The following is a 16516-nucleotide window of genomic DNA, read 5'->3' as shown; positions in this document are numbered from 1 at the left end:
TAATATACACAAAAACTCCACTGCTTCTATTCGGACTTATCCGAGTTCAAACACGCCGACAAATCGATTTCAGACGGCCATGTTTTATCAGGCGCAACCCGAATATCGAAATGCTCGCCGCGATAGTCGAAAACCAAACGCCAAGCGTGCAGAAACAGATGTCCCGCCTCATCGCCGCCATACAACGTATCGCCCAAAATCGGACTGCCTATGCTTTTCATGGCCACGCGCAGTTGATGGGTTTTGCCGGTAAACGGTTGCAACACAAACAGGCGCAAACCGGGCTTCAGGCTTTGGCTGCTGAAACGGGTAACGGCAAAATTATCCTCGTCTCGCGTCAGCTTCCATGTACCGCGCCGCGAACGCGCCATACCGCCTTTCACCCAACCCTGCTTTTTCGCCGGCTTGTGCGTACCGAGTGCCAAATAAGTTTTACGCATGGTTTTTTCGGCAAACTGTGCCGACAAAGCCGCCGCGCTGTCGCGGTTGAGCGCAAACAGCAACAGGCCGCTGGTGGCCTTGTCCAATCGGTGAACCAGCCACACGCGTTCAACACCGAGCTGCTGCGCCAGCGATGCGGTCAGACAAACATCCCCTTCCGATTCGCTGTGCACCGATACGCCACAAGGCTTATTAATGACCACAAAGTCTTTGTGTTCAAAAACAATGTCCCACATTTCAGACGGCCTTCAACATAATACCGTCGCCAAGCAGAGTCAAAATACCCAGCAGGCAGAACAAGATACACGCAACAATGCGCACTGCTTTGGCCGGAATCTTGCGCATCAGCATTTCACCCAAATACACGGCAGGCACAGAAGCAATCATCAAACCGGCAATACTGCCGACCACGACCAGCAGGATAGATTGGTATTTTGCCGCCAAAAGAACCGTCGCAATTTGCGTTTTATCGCCGATTTCCGCCAAGAAAAATAGGACGACCGTCGCCGTAAATGCGCCGTATTTCAGCCACTTGCCATCAGGGTCTTCGTCTTTGTCCGGCAACAGCAGCCATAATCCAACCGCAATAAAACTGCCGCCGACCACCCATTTCATGACTTCGGGCGAAATAGCAGATGCCAGCCAGACACCGAGTGCCGCTGAAACAAGATGGTTCAACAGGGTTGCAATAAAGATACCGGCAACAATCGCGTTTTTGTGGGCAAAACGTGCTGCCAAAAAGAGCGCCAGTAATTGCGTCTTATCGCCGATTTCGGCAATGGCAACGCCCAGCGTCGAGGAGAAAAAAGCTTCCATGATTTAAGATACTCAACCGAAAAGCGGGCAAACAAAAAGCGCTGTGCATACCGCCCGCAAGGGTATGGACAACGCTTACGTCTTGCCTGTCTTCCGATAAAGCAGAGAAGATACCGCTGCCACGGCCGTACAAGCCGATTATGTTGACAACGGTTTCGGCATTGCGCCGAATGGCTACTCCCGTAAGAGTGAAGCGCGCATTGTAAGGCAAACCATTGTTTAAAGCAACAAAAAGAAAAACAAAAGGCCGTCTGAAACCTCATTCAAGCAGGTTTCAGACGGCCTTTTTCACAGCGATTAATTATCGGAGAACAAATCGCCTACTTTTTCGCCTACTTTTTCCCAAAACGATTTTTTACGCGGGTTTTGGCTGAGGTCGAGGCCGGAGGAGATTTTTTCAAATTCTTCCAGCAACTCTTTCTGACGGTCGGTCAGGTTGACCGGTGTTTCAACCAAAATGTGGCAGTACAAATCACCAGTCGAGCTGGAACGCAGAGACTTGATGCCTTTGCCTTTCACGCGCATACGGCGGCCGGTCTGCGTTTCTTTCGGAATGTGCAGTTTGACTTTGCCGTCCAAAGTCGGCACTTCGACTTCGCCGCCCAATGCGGCAATGGCAAAGCTGATCGGCAGTTCGCAATGCAAGTCCAAGCCGTTGCGCTCGAAGATTTTGTGCTGTCTTACGCGGACATTGACGTACAAATCGCCTGCCGGTGCGCCGTGTTGACCCGGTTCGCCCTCGCCGCTCAGGCGGATGCGTTGACCGTCGTCAATGCCTGCCGGAATGTTGACTTCAACTGTTTTGCTGGTTTTGGTGCGGCCTTCGCCACGGCATTTGACGCAAGGATCTTTGATTTCTTTGCCTGTACCGTGACAAGTCGGACAAGTCTGCTGCATTTGGAACATGGCTATGCGATCCTGTACCGTACCTGAGCCGTGACAGGTCGAACAAGTCGATGCGGATGTGCCCGGTTTGGCACCTGAGCCGTGACAAACATCACATTCTTCGTAAGTCGGAATGTTGATGCGTTTTTTCACGCCTTTGGCGGCTTCTTCAAGCGAAATCTCTATGCCGACCTTCAAATCTGCGCCGCTGTAATCCGGCTGACGGCCGCCTGCGCTGCCGCCACCGCCGAACATTTGGCTGAAAATATCGGAAAAATCGAAGCCTTGCGCGCCACCGAATCCGCCTTGGCCGCCGAAACCGCCAAAGCCACCGAATCCGCCCGCACCTGCGCCCTGTTCAAACGCGGCATGGCCGTATTGGTCGTACATGGTACGTTTTTCCTTGTCAGACAAGGTGTCGTAAGCTTTTTGGACTTCTTTAAATTTTTCTTCCGCTTCTTTGTTGTCAGGATTGCGGTCGGGATGGTATTTCATTGCCAGCTTGCGGTAGGCTTTTTTGATTTCATCGTCGCTAGCGCTGCGGGCAACACCAAGGGTTTCGTAAAAATCTTTATTGCTCATAATTTTGATAGTGTTAAGAATGAATTCAAACTGGGGGGGATATGTGGGCGAGTATCAAAAACTCAAGTCAGTATTTTCAAGGCCGTCTGAAATTGTGCTTTTCCGACATCCAAACATTCAGACGGCCTTTGTCAAACCGACAGGCCCGACAACCTGCTATAATCCCATCTTTATTTTTTCCAACGTTTTCAAGCGAAAAACAGAATGACCATGCAAGAACATTACCAACCCGCCGCCATTGAGCCTGCGGCGCAGCAAAAATGGGATGACGCCCGTATTTTCAACGTCTCCGAAGACGCTTCCAAACCCAAATACTACTGCCTCTCCATGTTCCCATACCCCAGCGGCAAGCTGCACATGGGGCATGTACGCAACTACACCATCGGCGACGTATTGAGCCGCTTCAAACTCTTAAACGGCTTCAACGTCATGCAACCTATGGGTTGGGACGCGTTCGGCATGCCTGCTGAAAACGCGGCGATGAAAAACAACGTCGCCCCCGCCGCTTGGACCTACGACAACATCGAATACATGAAAACCCAGCTCAAAAGCCTGGGTTTTGCGATTGACTGGGAGCGCGAAGTCGCCACCTGCAAACCCGAATACTACCGCTGGGAACAATGGCTGTTTACCAAGCTGTTTGAAAAAGGCATCGTCTACCGCAAAAACGGCACGGTAAACTGGGACCCGGTCGACCAAACCGTCCTTGCCAACGAACAAGTCATCGACGGACGCGGCTGGCGTTCGGGCGCGTTGATCGAAAAACGCGAAATCCCGATGTATTACTTCAAAATCACCGATTACGCCGAAGAGCTGCTCAACGACTTGGACAAGCTGGAACACTGGCCAGAACAAGTCAAAACCATGCAACGCAACTGGATCGGCAAATCTCGCGGTATGACCGTGCGCTTCGCCGTTTCAGACGACAGCAAACAAGGCTTGGAAGGCGATTACGCGAAATTCCTGCAAGTTTATACCACCCGTCCTGACACGCTGATGGGCGCGACTTATGTTGCCGTTGCCGCCGAGCATCCGCTGGCAACCGCCGCAGCCGCCGACAAACCCGAATTGCAGGCATTTATCGCCGAGTGCAAAGCCGGCTCGGTTGCCGAAGCCGACATGGCGACGATGGAGAAAAAAGGCGTTCCGACCGGCCGCTACGTCGTTAATCCGCTCAACGGCGACAAACTGGAAGTGTGGATTGCCAACTATGTATTGTGGGGCTACGGCGACGGCGCGGTGATGGCGGTTCCGGCGCACGACGAACGCGATTTCGAGTTCGCCACCAAATACAGCCTGCCGAAAAAACAAGTCATTGCCGTCGGCGACAACGCATTTGACGAAAACCAATGGCAGGAGTGGTACGGCGACAAAGAAAACGGCGTATTGGTCAACAGCGGCGACTTGGACGGCATGAATTTTCAGACGGCATTCGACGCCATTGCCGCCAAGCTGCAAAGCCAAGACGCAGGCGAACCGAAAACCCAATACCGCCTGCGCGACTGGGGTATTTCCCGTCAACGCTACTGGGGCTGCCCAATTCCTATCATCCATTGCGAAAAATGCGGCGACGTTCCCGTCCCTGCCGACCAACTGCCGGTCGTTTTGCCTGAAAACGTCGTACCCGACGGCATGGGTTCGCCGCTGGCAAAAATGCCAGAGTTTTACGAAACCACCTGCCCATGCTGCGGCGGCGCGGCGAAACGCGAAACCGACACCATGGACACCTTCATGGAATCGAGCTGGTATTTCTTCCGCTATATGTCGCCCAAGTTCGCAGAAGGCATGGTATCAGCAGAAGCCGCAAAATACTGGGGCGCGGTCGACCAATACATCGGCGGTATCGAACACGCGATTCTGCACCTCTTGTACGCGCGCTTCTTCACCAAACTGATGCGCGACGAAGGCTTGGTCAATGTTGACGAACCGTTTGAACGCCTGCTGACGCAAGGCATGGTCGTCTGCGAAACCTACTACCGCGAAAACGCCAACGGCGGCAAAGACTGGATCAACCCCGCCGATGTCGAGCTGACTTTCGACGACAAAGGCCGCCCCGTTTCCGCCGTTCTCAAAGCCGACGGACTGCCCGTCGTCATCAGCGGCACGGAAAAAATGTCCAAGTCCAAAAACAACGGCGTCGATCCGCAAGAGCTGATTAACGCCTACGGCGCGGACACCGCCCGCCTGTTTATGATGTTTGCCGCACCGCCCGAACAGTCCCTCGAATGGAGCGACAGCGGCGTCGAAGGCGCACACCGCTTCCTGCGCCGCCTGTGGCGCACCGTTTACGAATACTTGAAGCAAGGCGAAGCAGTCAAAGCGTTTGCAGGCAGCCAAGACGGTTTGTCTAAAGAACTCAAAGACCTGCGTCACAAACTGCACGCCACCACCGCCAAAGTTAGCGACGACTACGGCCGCCGCCAGCAGTTCAACACCGCCATCGCCGCCGTGATGGAATTGCTCAACCAATACGACAAAACCGACACCGGCAACGAACAAGGCCGCGCCGTCGCCCAAGAAGTATTGGAAACCGCCGTACGCCTGCTGTGGCCGATTGTTCCACACATCTGCGAAACCCTGTGGAGCGAATTAAACGGCGCGAAACTGTGGGAAGCAGGCTGGCCGACAATCGACGAAGCCGCTTTGGTCAAATCCGAAATCGAAGTGATGGTTCAAGTCAACGGCAAACTGCGCGGCAAAATCACCGTCGCCGCCGACGCATCCAAAGCCGACCTCGAAGCCGCCGCCCTTGCCAACGAAGGTGCAGTAAAATTCATGGAAGGCAAGCCTGCGAAGAAAATCATCGTGGTGCCTGGCAGACTGGTGAACATCGTGGTGTAAAGTCTGATTCGGCATTGATTGCTGTAATAAGAAAGGTCGTCTGAAAACTTGGGAACAGGGTTTTCAGACGACTTTTTTAAGGTAGATAGAGTTGTCTACATTACAGACCTCAAATAACTTAAATCTCAAAATCCTAAAAAAGTTCCCTTAGCCTGCACAACAAGATAATTTCGAAATATCTTTATCGAACGTAAGTGCAACTAATTTTAGCCCTTCAGCCATTGTTAAATATGGTGCTAGGGTTTCTGTTAAATCTTCTATCGTTAAGCCAAATTTAACAGCTAATGATGCTGCATAGATGACATCTCCTGCATTTTCAGATACAATATGAACCCCTAATACTTTTAGTGTTTCTGCATCTGCTACTAGTTTAAATACACCGGTTGTTTCACGGTTTACAATTGCTCTTGGAACAGCATCTAAAGGTAATACAGATGTCTTCACATCATACCCTTTCTCTTTTGCTTGTTCTTCTGTTAAACCAACCGTTGCAACCGTCGGATTCGTAAACGTAACAGCAGGAACTACCGATAAATCTATTTTTTTGTTTAATCCACCAATAGCATTATCAGTAATAATTCCACCTTCATAGGCTGCTACATATACAAATTGTGGTCCTAAAGTCACATCTCCTGCTGCATAAATCTTTTCATTACTTGTTTGACCAAAATCATTGATCAGGATTTCATTATTTTTTCCAGTTTCAACACCTGCTGCACTTAAATTTAAAGAATCCGTATTTGGTTTTCTTCCAGTGGCAACAAGTAACTGATCTGATTCAATGACTTCTCTACTGCCATTTACTGTTACGTAAACCCTTTTTATCTCTCCACTTTGTTCAACACGCTCAAAAGTTGCCCCTTTGACAAGGTTTATACCCTGTTCAATTAACGCTTTTTCAACTGACTCTGAAATCTCAGGATCATACTCCTTTAAAAGTCGCTCACTTCTTTGCATAAGCGTTATTTCTGAACCTAAATGATGAAATAGTTGTCCAAGCTCCATTCCAATGTATCCTGAACCAATTACAGTTAATCGTTTTGGTATTTTCTTTAACTCAAGAAGTGTTGTACTAGTTAAATAGTCCATTTTTTCAAGTCCTGAAATTTGGGGCAACGAAGGCGATGCACCTGTTGCAATTAAAAAGCGTTTTGCAGATAACTTTGCCCCATTGACCTCAACCGTACTAGCATCAACGAATTTTGCTTCACCTTTAATTAAATCAAAATTATATTCATCAATTAAATCCATATATTTTTGATTCCGAAGTTCGCTCACCAATTTATCCTTTTGCGTGATTAAACTAGCTAAATCCACTTCTCCAGCGGATGTTTGTAAACCTATAAACGGATTGTCTTTTGATAAATGATTGATTTCCCCTGCCCTAAGAAGAGTTTTTGACGGAACACAGCCAATATTCACACAGGTTCCCCCAACCGTTCCACGCTCAATCATTCCAACTTTTGCACCGTATTCTATAGCTTTAATTGCCGAAGAAAAGGCAGCAGCACCAGAACCAATAATAAGAAGGTCATAATTGTCTTCATTAATTAACGCCACGTTTTCTAGTGATGATACTTCTTCAATTTCTCCGGCTTGGTAATTTGCTTCATCAATCGCCTTTATTGCACTTTCAACCTCAATATCATCGGGCAGTTCAAATACTGCTTCACCACGACGATAACTAGACTCAATATTTTTAGCACCTATCTTTTCAAGTGCTGATTCTACGTGTTTTTCACAACCCGTACATGTCATTCCTGAAATGTTTACCTTAAATTTATTCATAAAAAAGCTCCTTTCGTTAATTAATCTCTCATGTTAATGTTTCTATTATTGGACACGAATGTAATTGCTTTTCATCTGGACATCGTTGTTTTAAGTCGTCTAACATAGTTTCAATTCGTTTTAAATCCTCTATTTGTTTTTGCACTTCCTTTTGTTTTTTAGAAACAAATTCGAACATATCTTGACAACGAACTTCATCTTTATCTACAACACCAAGTAATTTATAAATCTCGCTTAAAGAGAAACCAAGTTCCTGTATTCGTTTAATAAACCCAACACGCTTAACGTCATCATATGAATATATCCGATAACCAGCTTCCGTTCGGTGAGGTTCTTGTAATAAATTTTTTCGCTCGTAATATCTGATCGTTTCTTTATTAACTCCACATTTATCTGCAAACTCACTAATGCGATAAATCATCTTATTTCACCCCCTGAATATTATAAACCATGTACCATAGTACACGGTCAAGTAAATTGGACTATTTTATTTTTTTCCCAAAGTATCACTCGTATGTGATTGATACTTTTATATAATACTATTGATTATCCTAACATCCCACCAGAAAATCCGATTTAAACACCAGTTGTTTTTAAACTATTAAGAAAGTAATTCCACTATATATTCCGAAGACCCAAAAAACCATACGAATCAGTTAGATTCATTATCACAGTTCCCGTCATTAACATAGCCCTTAAAAGTTCAGGCAAAGAAATATCTAATGCGCTAGCCAAACGAATAAGATTTAATAGGGCGGGGTTACGCTCTCCACGTTCTATCATTCCGATATAAGTCCGGTACATATTCACTTTTTCAGCCAATGCTTCCTGACTTAAATCCTGGAGTTGTCTTAAATAACGAACATGTTTGCCAAATTGTTTTAAAATTTCTGATTTCATGATGACTATTCTTAATGTTTGCAAATTAAATTCCACATACAATAAGTATCAACTTTAGTTCTAATACAAAAGGCCGTCTGAAACCCTATATTCAGGTTTCAGACGGCCTTTTTAACTGCCCGATTTTATTCGCCGTAGTAGGCTTTGGTCAGGATTTCTTCCATATCAGCCACCATGGCGAGGCGTGGGTTGGCCGGGGTGCATTGGTCTTCAAAAGACATCATGGCCAGCTCTTTTCTGCCGTCGAGGAAGGTTTTCTCATCGATGCCCTGCTCTTTCAACGACATTTTGATGCCGACGTTGACCGCCAGCTCATGGCAGGCGCGGGCGAAGGATTCGACGCCTTCTGCCGGTGTGCTGCATGGCAAGCCTAAAGTACGGGCGATTTCCTGATATTTCAGGTCGGCTTTGTAGTAGTTGTACTTCGGCCAAGTGGCGGTTTTCTGCGGACGCGTGCCGTTGTAGCGGATGACGTGCGGCAGCAGGATGGCGTTGGCGCGACCATGCGGAACGTGATATTTGCCGCCGATTTTATGTGCCATCGAGTGGTTGATGCCCAAGAACGCATTGGCAAACGCCATGCCTGCGATGGTGGAGGCATTGTGCATATGCTCGCGCGCTTCGGGATCGGCCGCACCGTGTTTGTAGGAGCGTTCGAGGTATTGGAACACGAGCTTGATGGCTTGCAGGGCGAGGCCGTCTGTAAAGTCGTTTGCCAGTACAGAAACGTATGCTTCTACGGCGTGGGTCAGTACGTCCAAACCGGTATCGGCGGTTACGCCTGCCGGTACGGTCATGGTAAACGCAGGATCGACAATCGAAATGGTTGGTGTCAGCGAGTAGTCGGCAATCGGATATTTTTTGTCGCCGTCGCTGATGACAGTAAACGGCGTCACTTCGGATCCTGTGCCCGATGTGGTAGGGATACCGATAAATTTGGCTTTGCGTCCCAATTCAGGGAAGCGGAACGCGCGTTTGCGGATGTCCATGAATTTTTGCACCAAGTCTTCAAAATCGACTTGCGGCTGCTCGTAGAAGAGCCACATGGCTTTGGCTGCGTCCATTGGCGAACCGCCGCCCAGAGCGATGATGGTGTCAGGCTGGAAGCTGCGCATCAAATCGGTGCCTTTATAGACGGTTTGGACGCTCGGATCGGCTTCGACATCGGTAAACAGCTGGATGGTCACTTTGTTTTTGCGTTGATGCAGTTGATGGGTGATTTTATCGACAAAGCCCAGGTCAACCATCGAACGGTCAGTCACAATCATGACTTTTTCGCAGTCTTTCATGTCTTGCAGATATTGGATGGAATCGCGTTCAAAATAGATTTTGGCGGGCACTTTGAACCATTGCATGTTGTTTCTCCGACGGCCTACTTTTTTGATATTTAACAGATTGACTGCGCTGACGTTGCCGCCGACGGCGTTTTTACCGTAAGAGCCGCAACCGAGGGTCAGAGAAGGCAGGAAGGCGTTGTACACGTCGCCGATGCCGCCGAAGGTGGAAGGCGAATTCCAAATCACGCGCAGCGCTTTGACGCGGGAACCGAACGTTTTGACCAATTCTTCATCGGCGGTATGGATGGCGGCGGAGTGTCCCAAGCCGTCAAAGGCAACCATTTCTTCGGCGAACTTCAAACCTTGTTCGGTCGAATCCGCCTTAATCATGGCCAAAACAGGCGAAAGTTTTTCGCGGGTCAGCGGCTCGTTTGGACCGACTTCGCGGCATTCGGCGATGATGATGTTGGTTTTTTCAGGTACTTTAAACCCGGCCTGTTCGGCAATCCATGTTGCCGGTTTGCCTACTACCGCAGAATTGAGTTTCGCCCCGCCGCAGCTGGCGCAATTCGCCGTTACACCGAAGATAAACTCTTCGAGCATGGCTTTTTCTTTTTTGTTGGCAAAGTACACGCCGTAGGATTTGAATTCTTCGGCCAACTCTTTGTAAATCTCTTTATCGGCAATCACCGCTTGCTCGCTGGCGCACACCATGCCGTTGTCGAAAGATTTCGACATCACAATATCGTGTGCCACCTGTTTGATGTCTGCCGTTTTTTCAACATAAGCAGGTACGTTGCCCGCCCCGACGCCGAGCGCAGGTTTGCCGCAAGAGTACGCGGCTTCCACCATCGCATTGCCGCCGGTCGCCAAAATCGTTGCCACGCCCGGATGCTTCATCAGCGCGGAAGTGCCTTCCATAGACGGCTTTTCAATCCACTGGATACAGTTTTCCGGCGCACCGGCCGCAATCGCCGCATCGCGCACGATACGCGCTGCATGGGCGGAACACTGCTGGGCGGACGGGTGGAATGAGAAAATAATCGGATTGCGGGTTTTCAGCGCAATCAGGGATTTGAAAATGGTGGTGGAAGTCGGATTGGTCGTCGGCACAATACCGCAAACCACGCCGACCGGATCGGCAATTTCAGTAATACCGGTTACATCGTTTTCGCTGATGACACCCACGGTTTTCAAATCACGCAGGCGGCGCACAACGTTTTCGCAGGCAAACAGGTTTTTCGTCGCCTTATCCTCAAACACGCCGCGTCCCGTTTCTTCTACCGCGTGCATGGCGAGTACACCATGTTTGTCCAGCGCGGCAATGGAGGCTTTGGCAACAATAAAGTCAATCTGCTCCTGATCGAGCTTAAGAAACTCGTCCAATGCCCGTAAACCCTTGTCAACCAGGCTGTTTACCTCGGCTACGGCTGGGCTGACGACGTTGTCGGCTGATGCGTTCATGGTGTATCTCCTTAATAAAAGGTGGCAATAAGGTCAATAAATTTTCACTACGATAACTATAGGTAATTTAGTTACATTCTGCTTTGACCTACATCACAAACCATGATTGAACTTTTCAGACGGCCATTTTATCGTTTATTCATTTTAATTCTTTGACGTATAATATTTTTATCTACACAAAAACAAAAACGGTTATTCTTCGTCGCTTTCCTCGGTAATTAAGATAAAAACAGAAAATCGATGTATTAAAATTACGAGCGTAAATGAAAAAGGCCGTCTGAAAATCTTTTTCAGACGGCCTTTTTTGCTTTGCCGTTTATTGGCTAATATCTTCCAGCGTACGGCCTTTGGTTTCTTCACCCAATACCAAGATTACCGCCACAATCAGCAGCATAACCAGCGCAAACATCATAAAGATATTGCCGAAGCCGCCACTATTGCCCACCATCGCCGCCACTACCATGGGGGCGAGTATACCGCCGACGCGCCCGATGGCGCCTGCCCAGCCGGATGCGAAGGCACGGAAGCGCAAGGGGTAGAGTTCAGGGGTGTAGGTGTACAAAACGCCCCATGCGCCTAAGTTGAAGAAGGACATCAGGCTGCCCCAGATCATGACTTCGGCCGCAGTTGTGCTTTGCCCGAAAAACCATGCGCACGCGGCGCACGCGGCCAGAAAGCCTGCCAGCGTTGCTTTGCGGCCGATTCTTTCCACCAAAGACGCGGCGGCTATATAGCCGGGCAGTTGCGCAACAATCATCACCAGTACATATTCAAAGGTTTTGACCACGGTATTGCCCTGCTCGACCAGCAGTTTGGGCAACCAAGTGAAAATGCCGTAATACGAAAACACGATGCCGAACCAAACCAGCCACAGCATCAGCGTGCGCCGTGCAAACGGATGTTGCCAAAGTTGGACGAAGCGGATGCGTTCGCGCGGGGCGGCCGGTGCGGCAACGGCTTCTGTCGGCGGTGTGATGCCCGATTGAATTTCCAGCGCGGATACCAAACGGTGCGCTTCGTCGGTTTTGCCGCGGGAAAGCAGGTAAGGCACGGATTCGGGAACGAATTTCAACACCAACGGCACATAAAACAGGGGCAAGGCGCCGAATAAAAACGCGCTGTGCCAGCCGGTTTGCGGAATAAAGAAATAAGACACCAGCGCGGCTGAGAGCCAGCCCAAGCCCCAGAAGCTTTCCAGCAACACAATAAAACGGCCGCGTACTTTCGGCGGCGCATATTCGCTGACCAGCGACACGGCGACGGGCAGTTGGCCGCCCAAACCGACACCGACAAAAAAGCGGCACACCAGCAAAACCGTCAAGTCAGGCGCAAGCGCGCACAAACCTGTGGCAATACTGTACACCACCATCGTGCCGGCAAAAACGGTTTTCCGTCCGAACCTGTCCGCCAGCCAGCCGCTGAATACTGCGCCCAGAGCCATGCCGACAAAGGCAATGCTGACAATCCAACCCAACTGCGCCGGAGCCAGCGCCCAATCTTTGCCCAAAGCCGGCAATACAAACGACACCAAGCCTGTATCCATGGCATCAAACAGCCAGCCTATGCCGACCAACACTAGAAGTTTGTAATGAAAGCGGGAGGGCGGCAGATTGTGCAGCCGCGTCAGAATATCCATCACTTCTTTCCTTTGTTTGTGTATGATTGAATTGGGTTTTAGCAATAAATGCTTTAATTTCAGTGACAAACCTGAAACCGAGACATTGTGTCGATTTTAACATTGGTACCATATGCAAAGAATAGGAAGCGCGTGTTTTTTAGATATTTTTATCGCCAGAACCGCACGCCCTATTAAAACTCTGAATAAGGGTTCACGGCAGGCCGTCTGAAACCGATGGTCTGGTTTTCAGACGGCCTGCCGTTTTTTGCAAAGGCTTCATGCTTGGGTTATGATGTTTATTTGTAATATGTAAACAGATGATTGCCTGTTTTTACATAACAGGCCGTCTGAACAACGGAGAACGATATGAATGCGGTTGTAATTGCGGTCATCATCATGCTTGTGCTGTCTTTATCGCGCGTGCATGTGGTGCTCAGCTTGGCTGTCGGCGCGTTTGTCGGCGGCTTGGTGGCCGGTATGCCTTTGGAGAATGTAACCAACGCGGCTGGCAATGTGGTGCAGCAAGGGATTATTCCTGTTTTTAACGAAGGCCTGAAAGGCGGGGCGCAAATCGCGCTGTCTTATGCCATGCTCGGCGCGTTTGCCATGGCCATCACGCATTCCGGCCTGCCGCAACAGCTCGCCGGCGTGATTATCCGCAAGCTCAACGGCGACGAAGGCAATGCGAAAGGCGAAGGCGCGGTCAAATGGCTGCTGCTGGCGATTATTTTGTGCATGGGCGTGATGAGCCAAAACGTTGTGCCGATTCATATCGCGTTTATCCCGATGATTATTCCGCCGCTGCTGTTGGTGTTCAACCGTTTGAAACTCGACCGCCGCTTGGTGGCCTGCGTGATTACGTTTGGCTTGGTAACGACTTATATGTTCCTGCCTTACGGTTTCGGCGCCATCTTCTTGAACGACATCATGTTGGGCAATATCCGCTCGGCAGGCATGGACACCAGCGGCATCAATGTGATGCACGCAATGGCGATTCCGGCTTTGGGCATGGTTTCCGGCTTGCTGCTGGCCTTTTTGCACTACCGCAAGCCGCGCATTTATCAAAACAATACCACTGACACGGAAGACAACCGTGCGGCAGTTCAACAACAAGAGCCTTCAACCTATCGCAGCTTGGTGGCGGCTGTGGCGATTGCCGTGTGTTTTGCTATCCAGCTTATGTATGATGGCTCGCTGGTATTGGGCGCGATGTTGGGCTTTGCCGTGTTTATGATGTTGGGCGTGATGAACCGCTCCGCCGCCAGCGATGTGTTCGGCGAAGGCATCAAAATGATGGCGATGGTCGGCTTTATTATGATTGCAGCACAAGGTTTCGCCGCTGTAATGAACGCAACCGGCGAGATCCAGCCTTTGGTAGAACACAGCATGGCTTTGTTCGGCGGCAATAAAGGCATGGCCGCATTGACCATGTTATTCGTCGGCTTGCTGGTAACCATGGGCATCGGCTCGTCTTTCTCCACTTTGCCGATTATTACCGCGATTTATGTGCCTTTGTGCATTAGCTTGGGCTTCTCACCTATGGCGACCGTCGCCATCGTCGGCACAGCCGGTGCGCTGGGTGATGCAGGCTCCCCTGCTTCCGACTCGACACTCGGCCCAACTATGGGTCTGAACGCCGACGGTCAACACGACCACATCCGTGATTCGGTTATCCCGACTTTTATCCACTACAATATCCCGCTGATGGCTGCCGGCTGGATTGCCGCGATGGTGCTGTAATATGAGCGATATTCAGGAATTGGAACACCGCGTCACGGAGCTGGAAATTCAGACGGCCTTGCAGGAAGATTTAATCGGCAGCCTGAACGACACCATCGCCAAGATGCAGCAAGCTTTAGATTTGCAGCAAGGCCAGTTGCGGCTTCTGTATCAACGGATGCAGGACAAAGGCGCAAACGGCGAACGCGAACCGTACAGCCTGCGCGATGAAATTCCGCCGCATTATTGATCAACTGAAAAAGGGCATGTTTGATACATGCCCTTTTCTTTCATAACAAAGGCCGTCTGAAAGTCAATTAAGCTTTCAGACGGCCTTTTAAACAATCAAACCTTACAAACAAGCCAATTCGTTGGCCATTTGCTGCTCGACGGTTTCACGTTGGCGGATAAGTTTACATTCGCTGCCGTCAACCAATACTTCCGCCGCACGATTGCGCGTGTTGTAGTTGCTCGCCATGCTTGAGCCATACGCACCGGCACTGCGAATAAGCAGCAAATCCCCTTCTTCGCAGGCGATGGTGCGGTCTTTGCCGAGGAAGTCGCCGGTTTCGCAAATCGGGCCGACGATATTGGCCGTCAGAGGGTCAATGTCTTTGGTTTCGACCGCTTCAATGTGATGATAGGCATCATAAAGCGCCGGACGCATCAAATCGTTCATCGCCGCATCGACCATCACAAAGTTTTTCTCTTCGCCGTATTTGACGAATTCGACTCGCGTCAACAACGCACCTGCATTGCCGACCAAACTACGGCCTGGCTCGAGGACCAGTTTCAGACGGCGTGTACCCATCAGTTTTTGAACTTCTTTGGCATACGCGCCCAAATCAGGCACATTTTCGTCTTGATAAACAATGCCGACACCGCCGCCCAAGTCCAAGTGTTCCAACACAATGCCTTCGTCTGCCAGTTGGTCAACCAAGGCCAAAATACGTTCGCAGGCTTCGACAAGCGGGCTGAGGTCGGTCAGTTGCGAGCCGATATGGCAGTCGATACCGACGATTTTCAAATGGCTTTGTCGGGAAGCATGACGATAGGCCTCAAGCGCATCGGCATAGGCAATACCAAATTTGTTTGCTTTCAGGCCGGTGGAGATATAAGGATGGGTTTTGGCATCGACATCAGGATTGACGCGCAGGGAAACCGGAGCGACTTTACCCAAGCGCGCGGCAACTTTCTGAATACGGTCGATTTCGGGAATGCTTTCCATATTGAAGCATTTCACGCCTGCATTCAGCGCAAATTCAATTTCTGCCTCACTCTTGCCCACACCAGAAAAAATCGTTTTCGCCGCATCGCCGCCGGCCGCCAAAACACGCGCCAACTCGCCGCCGGACACAATATCAAAACCGCTCCCCAAAGAAGCAAAGTGTTTGATGATGCTCAGGTTGCCATTCGCTTTAACCGCGTAGCAGACAAGCGGATTTAAAGCGGAAAACGCGGTTTGGTAGTTTTCAAATGCCTCGGTCAGCACAGATTTGCTGTACACATAAAGCGGCGTACCAAACTCTTCAGCAAGGTGTGTATAAGGTAGTTGTTCGCAGAATAAGGTCATGTTTGTGAAATCTTTTTTTAATCGTTGGTTTGAGTGGTCGGCTCTTTAGCCGTATCGAATTTCAAGCCGGTCTGAATCACGCCGAAGCGCGCCTTGTCGCCTTCTTTGGGCAGATAGAGGTCGCCTTTGTAGCCGCAGGCAGAAAGCAGCAGAACCGTTGCCGCTGCAAAAAATACGCCGTATTTCATCAGTAAAACTTTCTTCATCATTACGAATGTGGCAAGATTCGGTATCTTAAACAAAAACCACACAAAAAGCCATGATGACCGAAAGCGAATTCATCCGCATGAGCGAAGAATTGTTTGAACACATTGAAGACCAAATCGACGAAAACGGCTGGGATTTCGACTGCCAGTTTGCCGGAAACGTACTGACTATCGAAGCCGAAGACGGTACGCAAATCATCGTCAACCGCCACACGCCCAACCAAGAATTGTGGATTGCTGCCAAAAGCGGCGGCTACCATTTCGCCGAGCAAAACGGCAAATGGCTGGCAACGCGCGACAGCCGCGATTTCTACGACGTTTTAAACGAAGCACTGAGCGCGGCTTCGGGCGAAGCAGTTGAGATTGCGGAATTGTGATTCAGTCTTCAAATATCCCTAGCTAAAAA

At 49.7% G+C, this 16516-nt stretch carries 14 protein-coding genes; 4 read left to right on the top strand and 10 right to left on the bottom strand.

Going from position 1 to position 16516, the window contains the following annotated elements; genetic code table 11:
* Positions 1 to 26 precede the first annotated feature (26 nt).
* The 3 genes from HMPREF2560_RS03470 to dnaJ all read right to left on the bottom strand — a co-directional run bounded on the left by HMPREF2560_RS03470 (position 27) and on the right by dnaJ (position 2724).
* Positions 27 to 677 (bottom strand): TIGR01621 family pseudouridine synthase, encoded by a 651-nt coding sequence (locus HMPREF2560_RS03470; protein WP_070734892.1) that lies wholly within the window; start codon positions 675 to 677, stop codon positions 27 to 29.
* 1 nt (position 678) lies between these two features.
* On the bottom strand, positions 679 to 1257 hold the full coding sequence (locus HMPREF2560_RS03465) for a TMEM165/GDT1 family protein (protein ID WP_070734894.1): 579 nt from the start codon (positions 1255 to 1257) through the stop codon (positions 679 to 681).
* 297 nt (positions 1258 to 1554) lie between these two features.
* On the bottom strand, positions 1555 to 2724 hold the full coding sequence (dnaJ, locus tag HMPREF2560_RS03460) for a molecular chaperone DnaJ (RefSeq protein WP_070873716.1): 1170 nt from the start codon (positions 2722 to 2724) through the stop codon (positions 1555 to 1557).
* A 210-nt stretch (positions 2725 to 2934) separates the two neighbouring features.
* Here dnaJ and leuS point away from each other — a divergent pair, with 210 nt between their 5' ends.
* A complete protein-coding gene (leuS, locus tag HMPREF2560_RS03455; RefSeq protein WP_070873715.1) occupies positions 2935 to 5565 on the top strand; it encodes a leucine--tRNA ligase in 2631 nt (876 codons plus the stop codon).
* Positions 5566 to 5712: 147 nt separating this feature from the next.
* Here leuS and merA read toward each other — a convergent pair whose 3' ends face one another.
* From merA to HMPREF2560_RS03430, 5 genes are all read right to left on the bottom strand, one after another.
* Positions 5713 to 7353: a mercury(II) reductase gene (gene merA / locus HMPREF2560_RS03450; RefSeq protein WP_001031935.1), complete on the bottom strand. Its 1641-nt coding sequence runs from the start codon at positions 7351 to 7353 to the stop codon at positions 5713 to 5715.
* 28 nt (positions 7354 to 7381) lie between these two features.
* Positions 7382 to 7774, bottom strand: a complete 393-nt coding sequence (gene merR / locus HMPREF2560_RS03445) for an Hg(II)-responsive transcriptional regulator (RefSeq protein WP_001863748.1) — start codon at positions 7772 to 7774, stop codon at positions 7382 to 7384.
* Positions 7775 to 7971: 197 nt separating this feature from the next.
* Positions 7972 to 8253 carry a helix-turn-helix domain-containing protein gene (locus HMPREF2560_RS03440; RefSeq protein ID WP_070459603.1) on the bottom strand — a complete coding sequence of 94 codons (282 nt, stop codon included), beginning with the start codon at positions 8251 to 8253 and terminating at the stop codon, positions 7972 to 7974.
* Positions 8254 to 8378: 125 nt separating this feature from the next.
* The gene (gene adhE / locus HMPREF2560_RS03435; protein ID WP_070734898.1) at positions 8379 to 10994 is read right to left on the bottom strand and encodes a bifunctional acetaldehyde-CoA/alcohol dehydrogenase; all 2616 of its coding nucleotides are present in this window, start codon (positions 10992 to 10994) and stop codon (positions 8379 to 8381) included.
* 316 nt (positions 10995 to 11310) lie between these two features.
* Positions 11311 to 12630 (bottom strand): MFS transporter, encoded by a 1320-nt coding sequence (locus HMPREF2560_RS03430; protein WP_070734900.1) that lies wholly within the window; start codon positions 12628 to 12630, stop codon positions 11311 to 11313.
* A gap of 348 nt (positions 12631 to 12978) precedes the next feature.
* Here HMPREF2560_RS03430 and HMPREF2560_RS03425 point away from each other — a divergent pair, with 348 nt between their 5' ends.
* Entirely contained in the window at positions 12979 to 14352 is a 1374-nt protein-coding gene (locus HMPREF2560_RS03425; RefSeq protein WP_070873714.1) for a Na+/H+ antiporter family protein, read from the top strand.
* Between the two features lies 1 nt (position 14353).
* A complete protein-coding gene (locus HMPREF2560_RS03420) occupies positions 14354 to 14581 on the top strand; it encodes a SlyX family protein (protein ID WP_004518924.1) in 228 nt (75 codons plus the stop codon).
* A 102-nt stretch (positions 14582 to 14683) separates the two neighbouring features.
* On the opposite strand, the gene lysA is transcribed toward HMPREF2560_RS03420, so the two are convergent.
* Together lysA and HMPREF2560_RS03410 are read right to left on the bottom strand one after the other, a co-directional pair.
* The gene (gene lysA, locus HMPREF2560_RS03415; protein WP_070873713.1) at positions 14684 to 15904 is read right to left on the bottom strand and encodes a diaminopimelate decarboxylase; all 1221 of its coding nucleotides are present in this window, start codon (positions 15902 to 15904) and stop codon (positions 14684 to 14686) included.
* Between the two features lie 17 nt (positions 15905 to 15921).
* Positions 15922 to 16092 (bottom strand): LPS translocon maturation chaperone LptM, encoded by a 171-nt coding sequence (locus HMPREF2560_RS03410; RefSeq protein WP_070585219.1) that lies wholly within the window; start codon positions 16090 to 16092, stop codon positions 15922 to 15924.
* 71 nt (positions 16093 to 16163) lie between these two features.
* Here HMPREF2560_RS03410 and cyaY point away from each other — a divergent pair, with 71 nt between their 5' ends.
* The gene (gene cyaY, locus HMPREF2560_RS03405) at positions 16164 to 16487 is read left to right on the top strand and encodes an iron donor protein CyaY (protein WP_070585221.1); all 324 of its coding nucleotides are present in this window, start codon (positions 16164 to 16166) and stop codon (positions 16485 to 16487) included.
* The last annotated feature ends 29 nt before the right edge of the window (positions 16488 to 16516 follow it).

The sequence above is a fragment of the Neisseria sp. HMSC078H04 genome, from assembly GCF_001838135.1.
In the GTDB taxonomy this organism is placed as follows: Bacteria; Pseudomonadota; Gammaproteobacteria; order Burkholderiales; family Neisseriaceae; genus Neisseria.
This window is presented reverse-complemented; position numbering and strand designations above follow the sequence as displayed.

What these genes read in the sequence shown, in the direction of transcription:
- HMPREF2560_RS03470 (WP_070734892.1), bottom strand. Translation starts at nt 677, where the DNA reads ATGTGGGACATTGTTTTTGAACACAAAGACTTTGTGGTCATTAATAAG.
- HMPREF2560_RS03465 (WP_070734894.1), bottom strand. Translation starts at nt 1,257, where the DNA reads ATGGAAGCTTTTTTCTCCTCGACGCTGGGCGTTGCCATTGCCGAAATC.
- dnaJ (WP_070873716.1), bottom strand. Translation starts at nt 2,724, where the DNA reads ATGAGCAATAAAGATTTTTACGAAACCCTTGGTGTTGCCCGCAGCGCT.
- leuS (WP_070873715.1), top strand. Translation starts at nt 2,935, where the DNA reads ATGCAAGAACATTACCAACCCGCCGCCATTGAGCCTGCGGCGCAGCAA.
- merA (WP_001031935.1), bottom strand. Translation starts at nt 7,353, where the DNA reads ATGAATAAATTTAAGGTAAACATTTCAGGAATGACATGTACGGGTTGT.
- merR (WP_001863748.1), bottom strand. Translation starts at nt 7,774, where the DNA reads ATGATTTATCGCATTAGTGAGTTTGCAGATAAATGTGGAGTTAATAAA.
- HMPREF2560_RS03440 (WP_070459603.1), bottom strand. Translation starts at nt 8,253, where the DNA reads ATGAAATCAGAAATTTTAAAACAATTTGGCAAACATGTTCGTTATTTA.
- adhE (WP_070734898.1), bottom strand. Translation starts at nt 10,994, where the DNA reads ATGAACGCATCAGCCGACAACGTCGTCAGCCCAGCCGTAGCCGAGGTA.
- HMPREF2560_RS03430 (WP_070734900.1), bottom strand. Translation starts at nt 12,630, where the DNA reads ATGGATATTCTGACGCGGCTGCACAATCTGCCGCCCTCCCGCTTTCAT.
- HMPREF2560_RS03425 (WP_070873714.1), top strand. Translation starts at nt 12,979, where the DNA reads ATGAATGCGGTTGTAATTGCGGTCATCATCATGCTTGTGCTGTCTTTA.
- HMPREF2560_RS03420 (WP_004518924.1), top strand. Translation starts at nt 14,354, where the DNA reads ATGAGCGATATTCAGGAATTGGAACACCGCGTCACGGAGCTGGAAATT.
- lysA (WP_070873713.1), bottom strand. Translation starts at nt 15,904, where the DNA reads ATGACCTTATTCTGCGAACAACTACCTTATACACACCTTGCTGAAGAG.
- HMPREF2560_RS03410 (WP_070585219.1), bottom strand. Translation starts at nt 16,092, where the DNA reads ATGAAATACGGCGTATTTTTTGCAGCGGCAACGGTTCTGCTGCTTTCT.
- cyaY (WP_070585221.1), top strand. Translation starts at nt 16,164, where the DNA reads ATGATGACCGAAAGCGAATTCATCCGCATGAGCGAAGAATTGTTTGAA.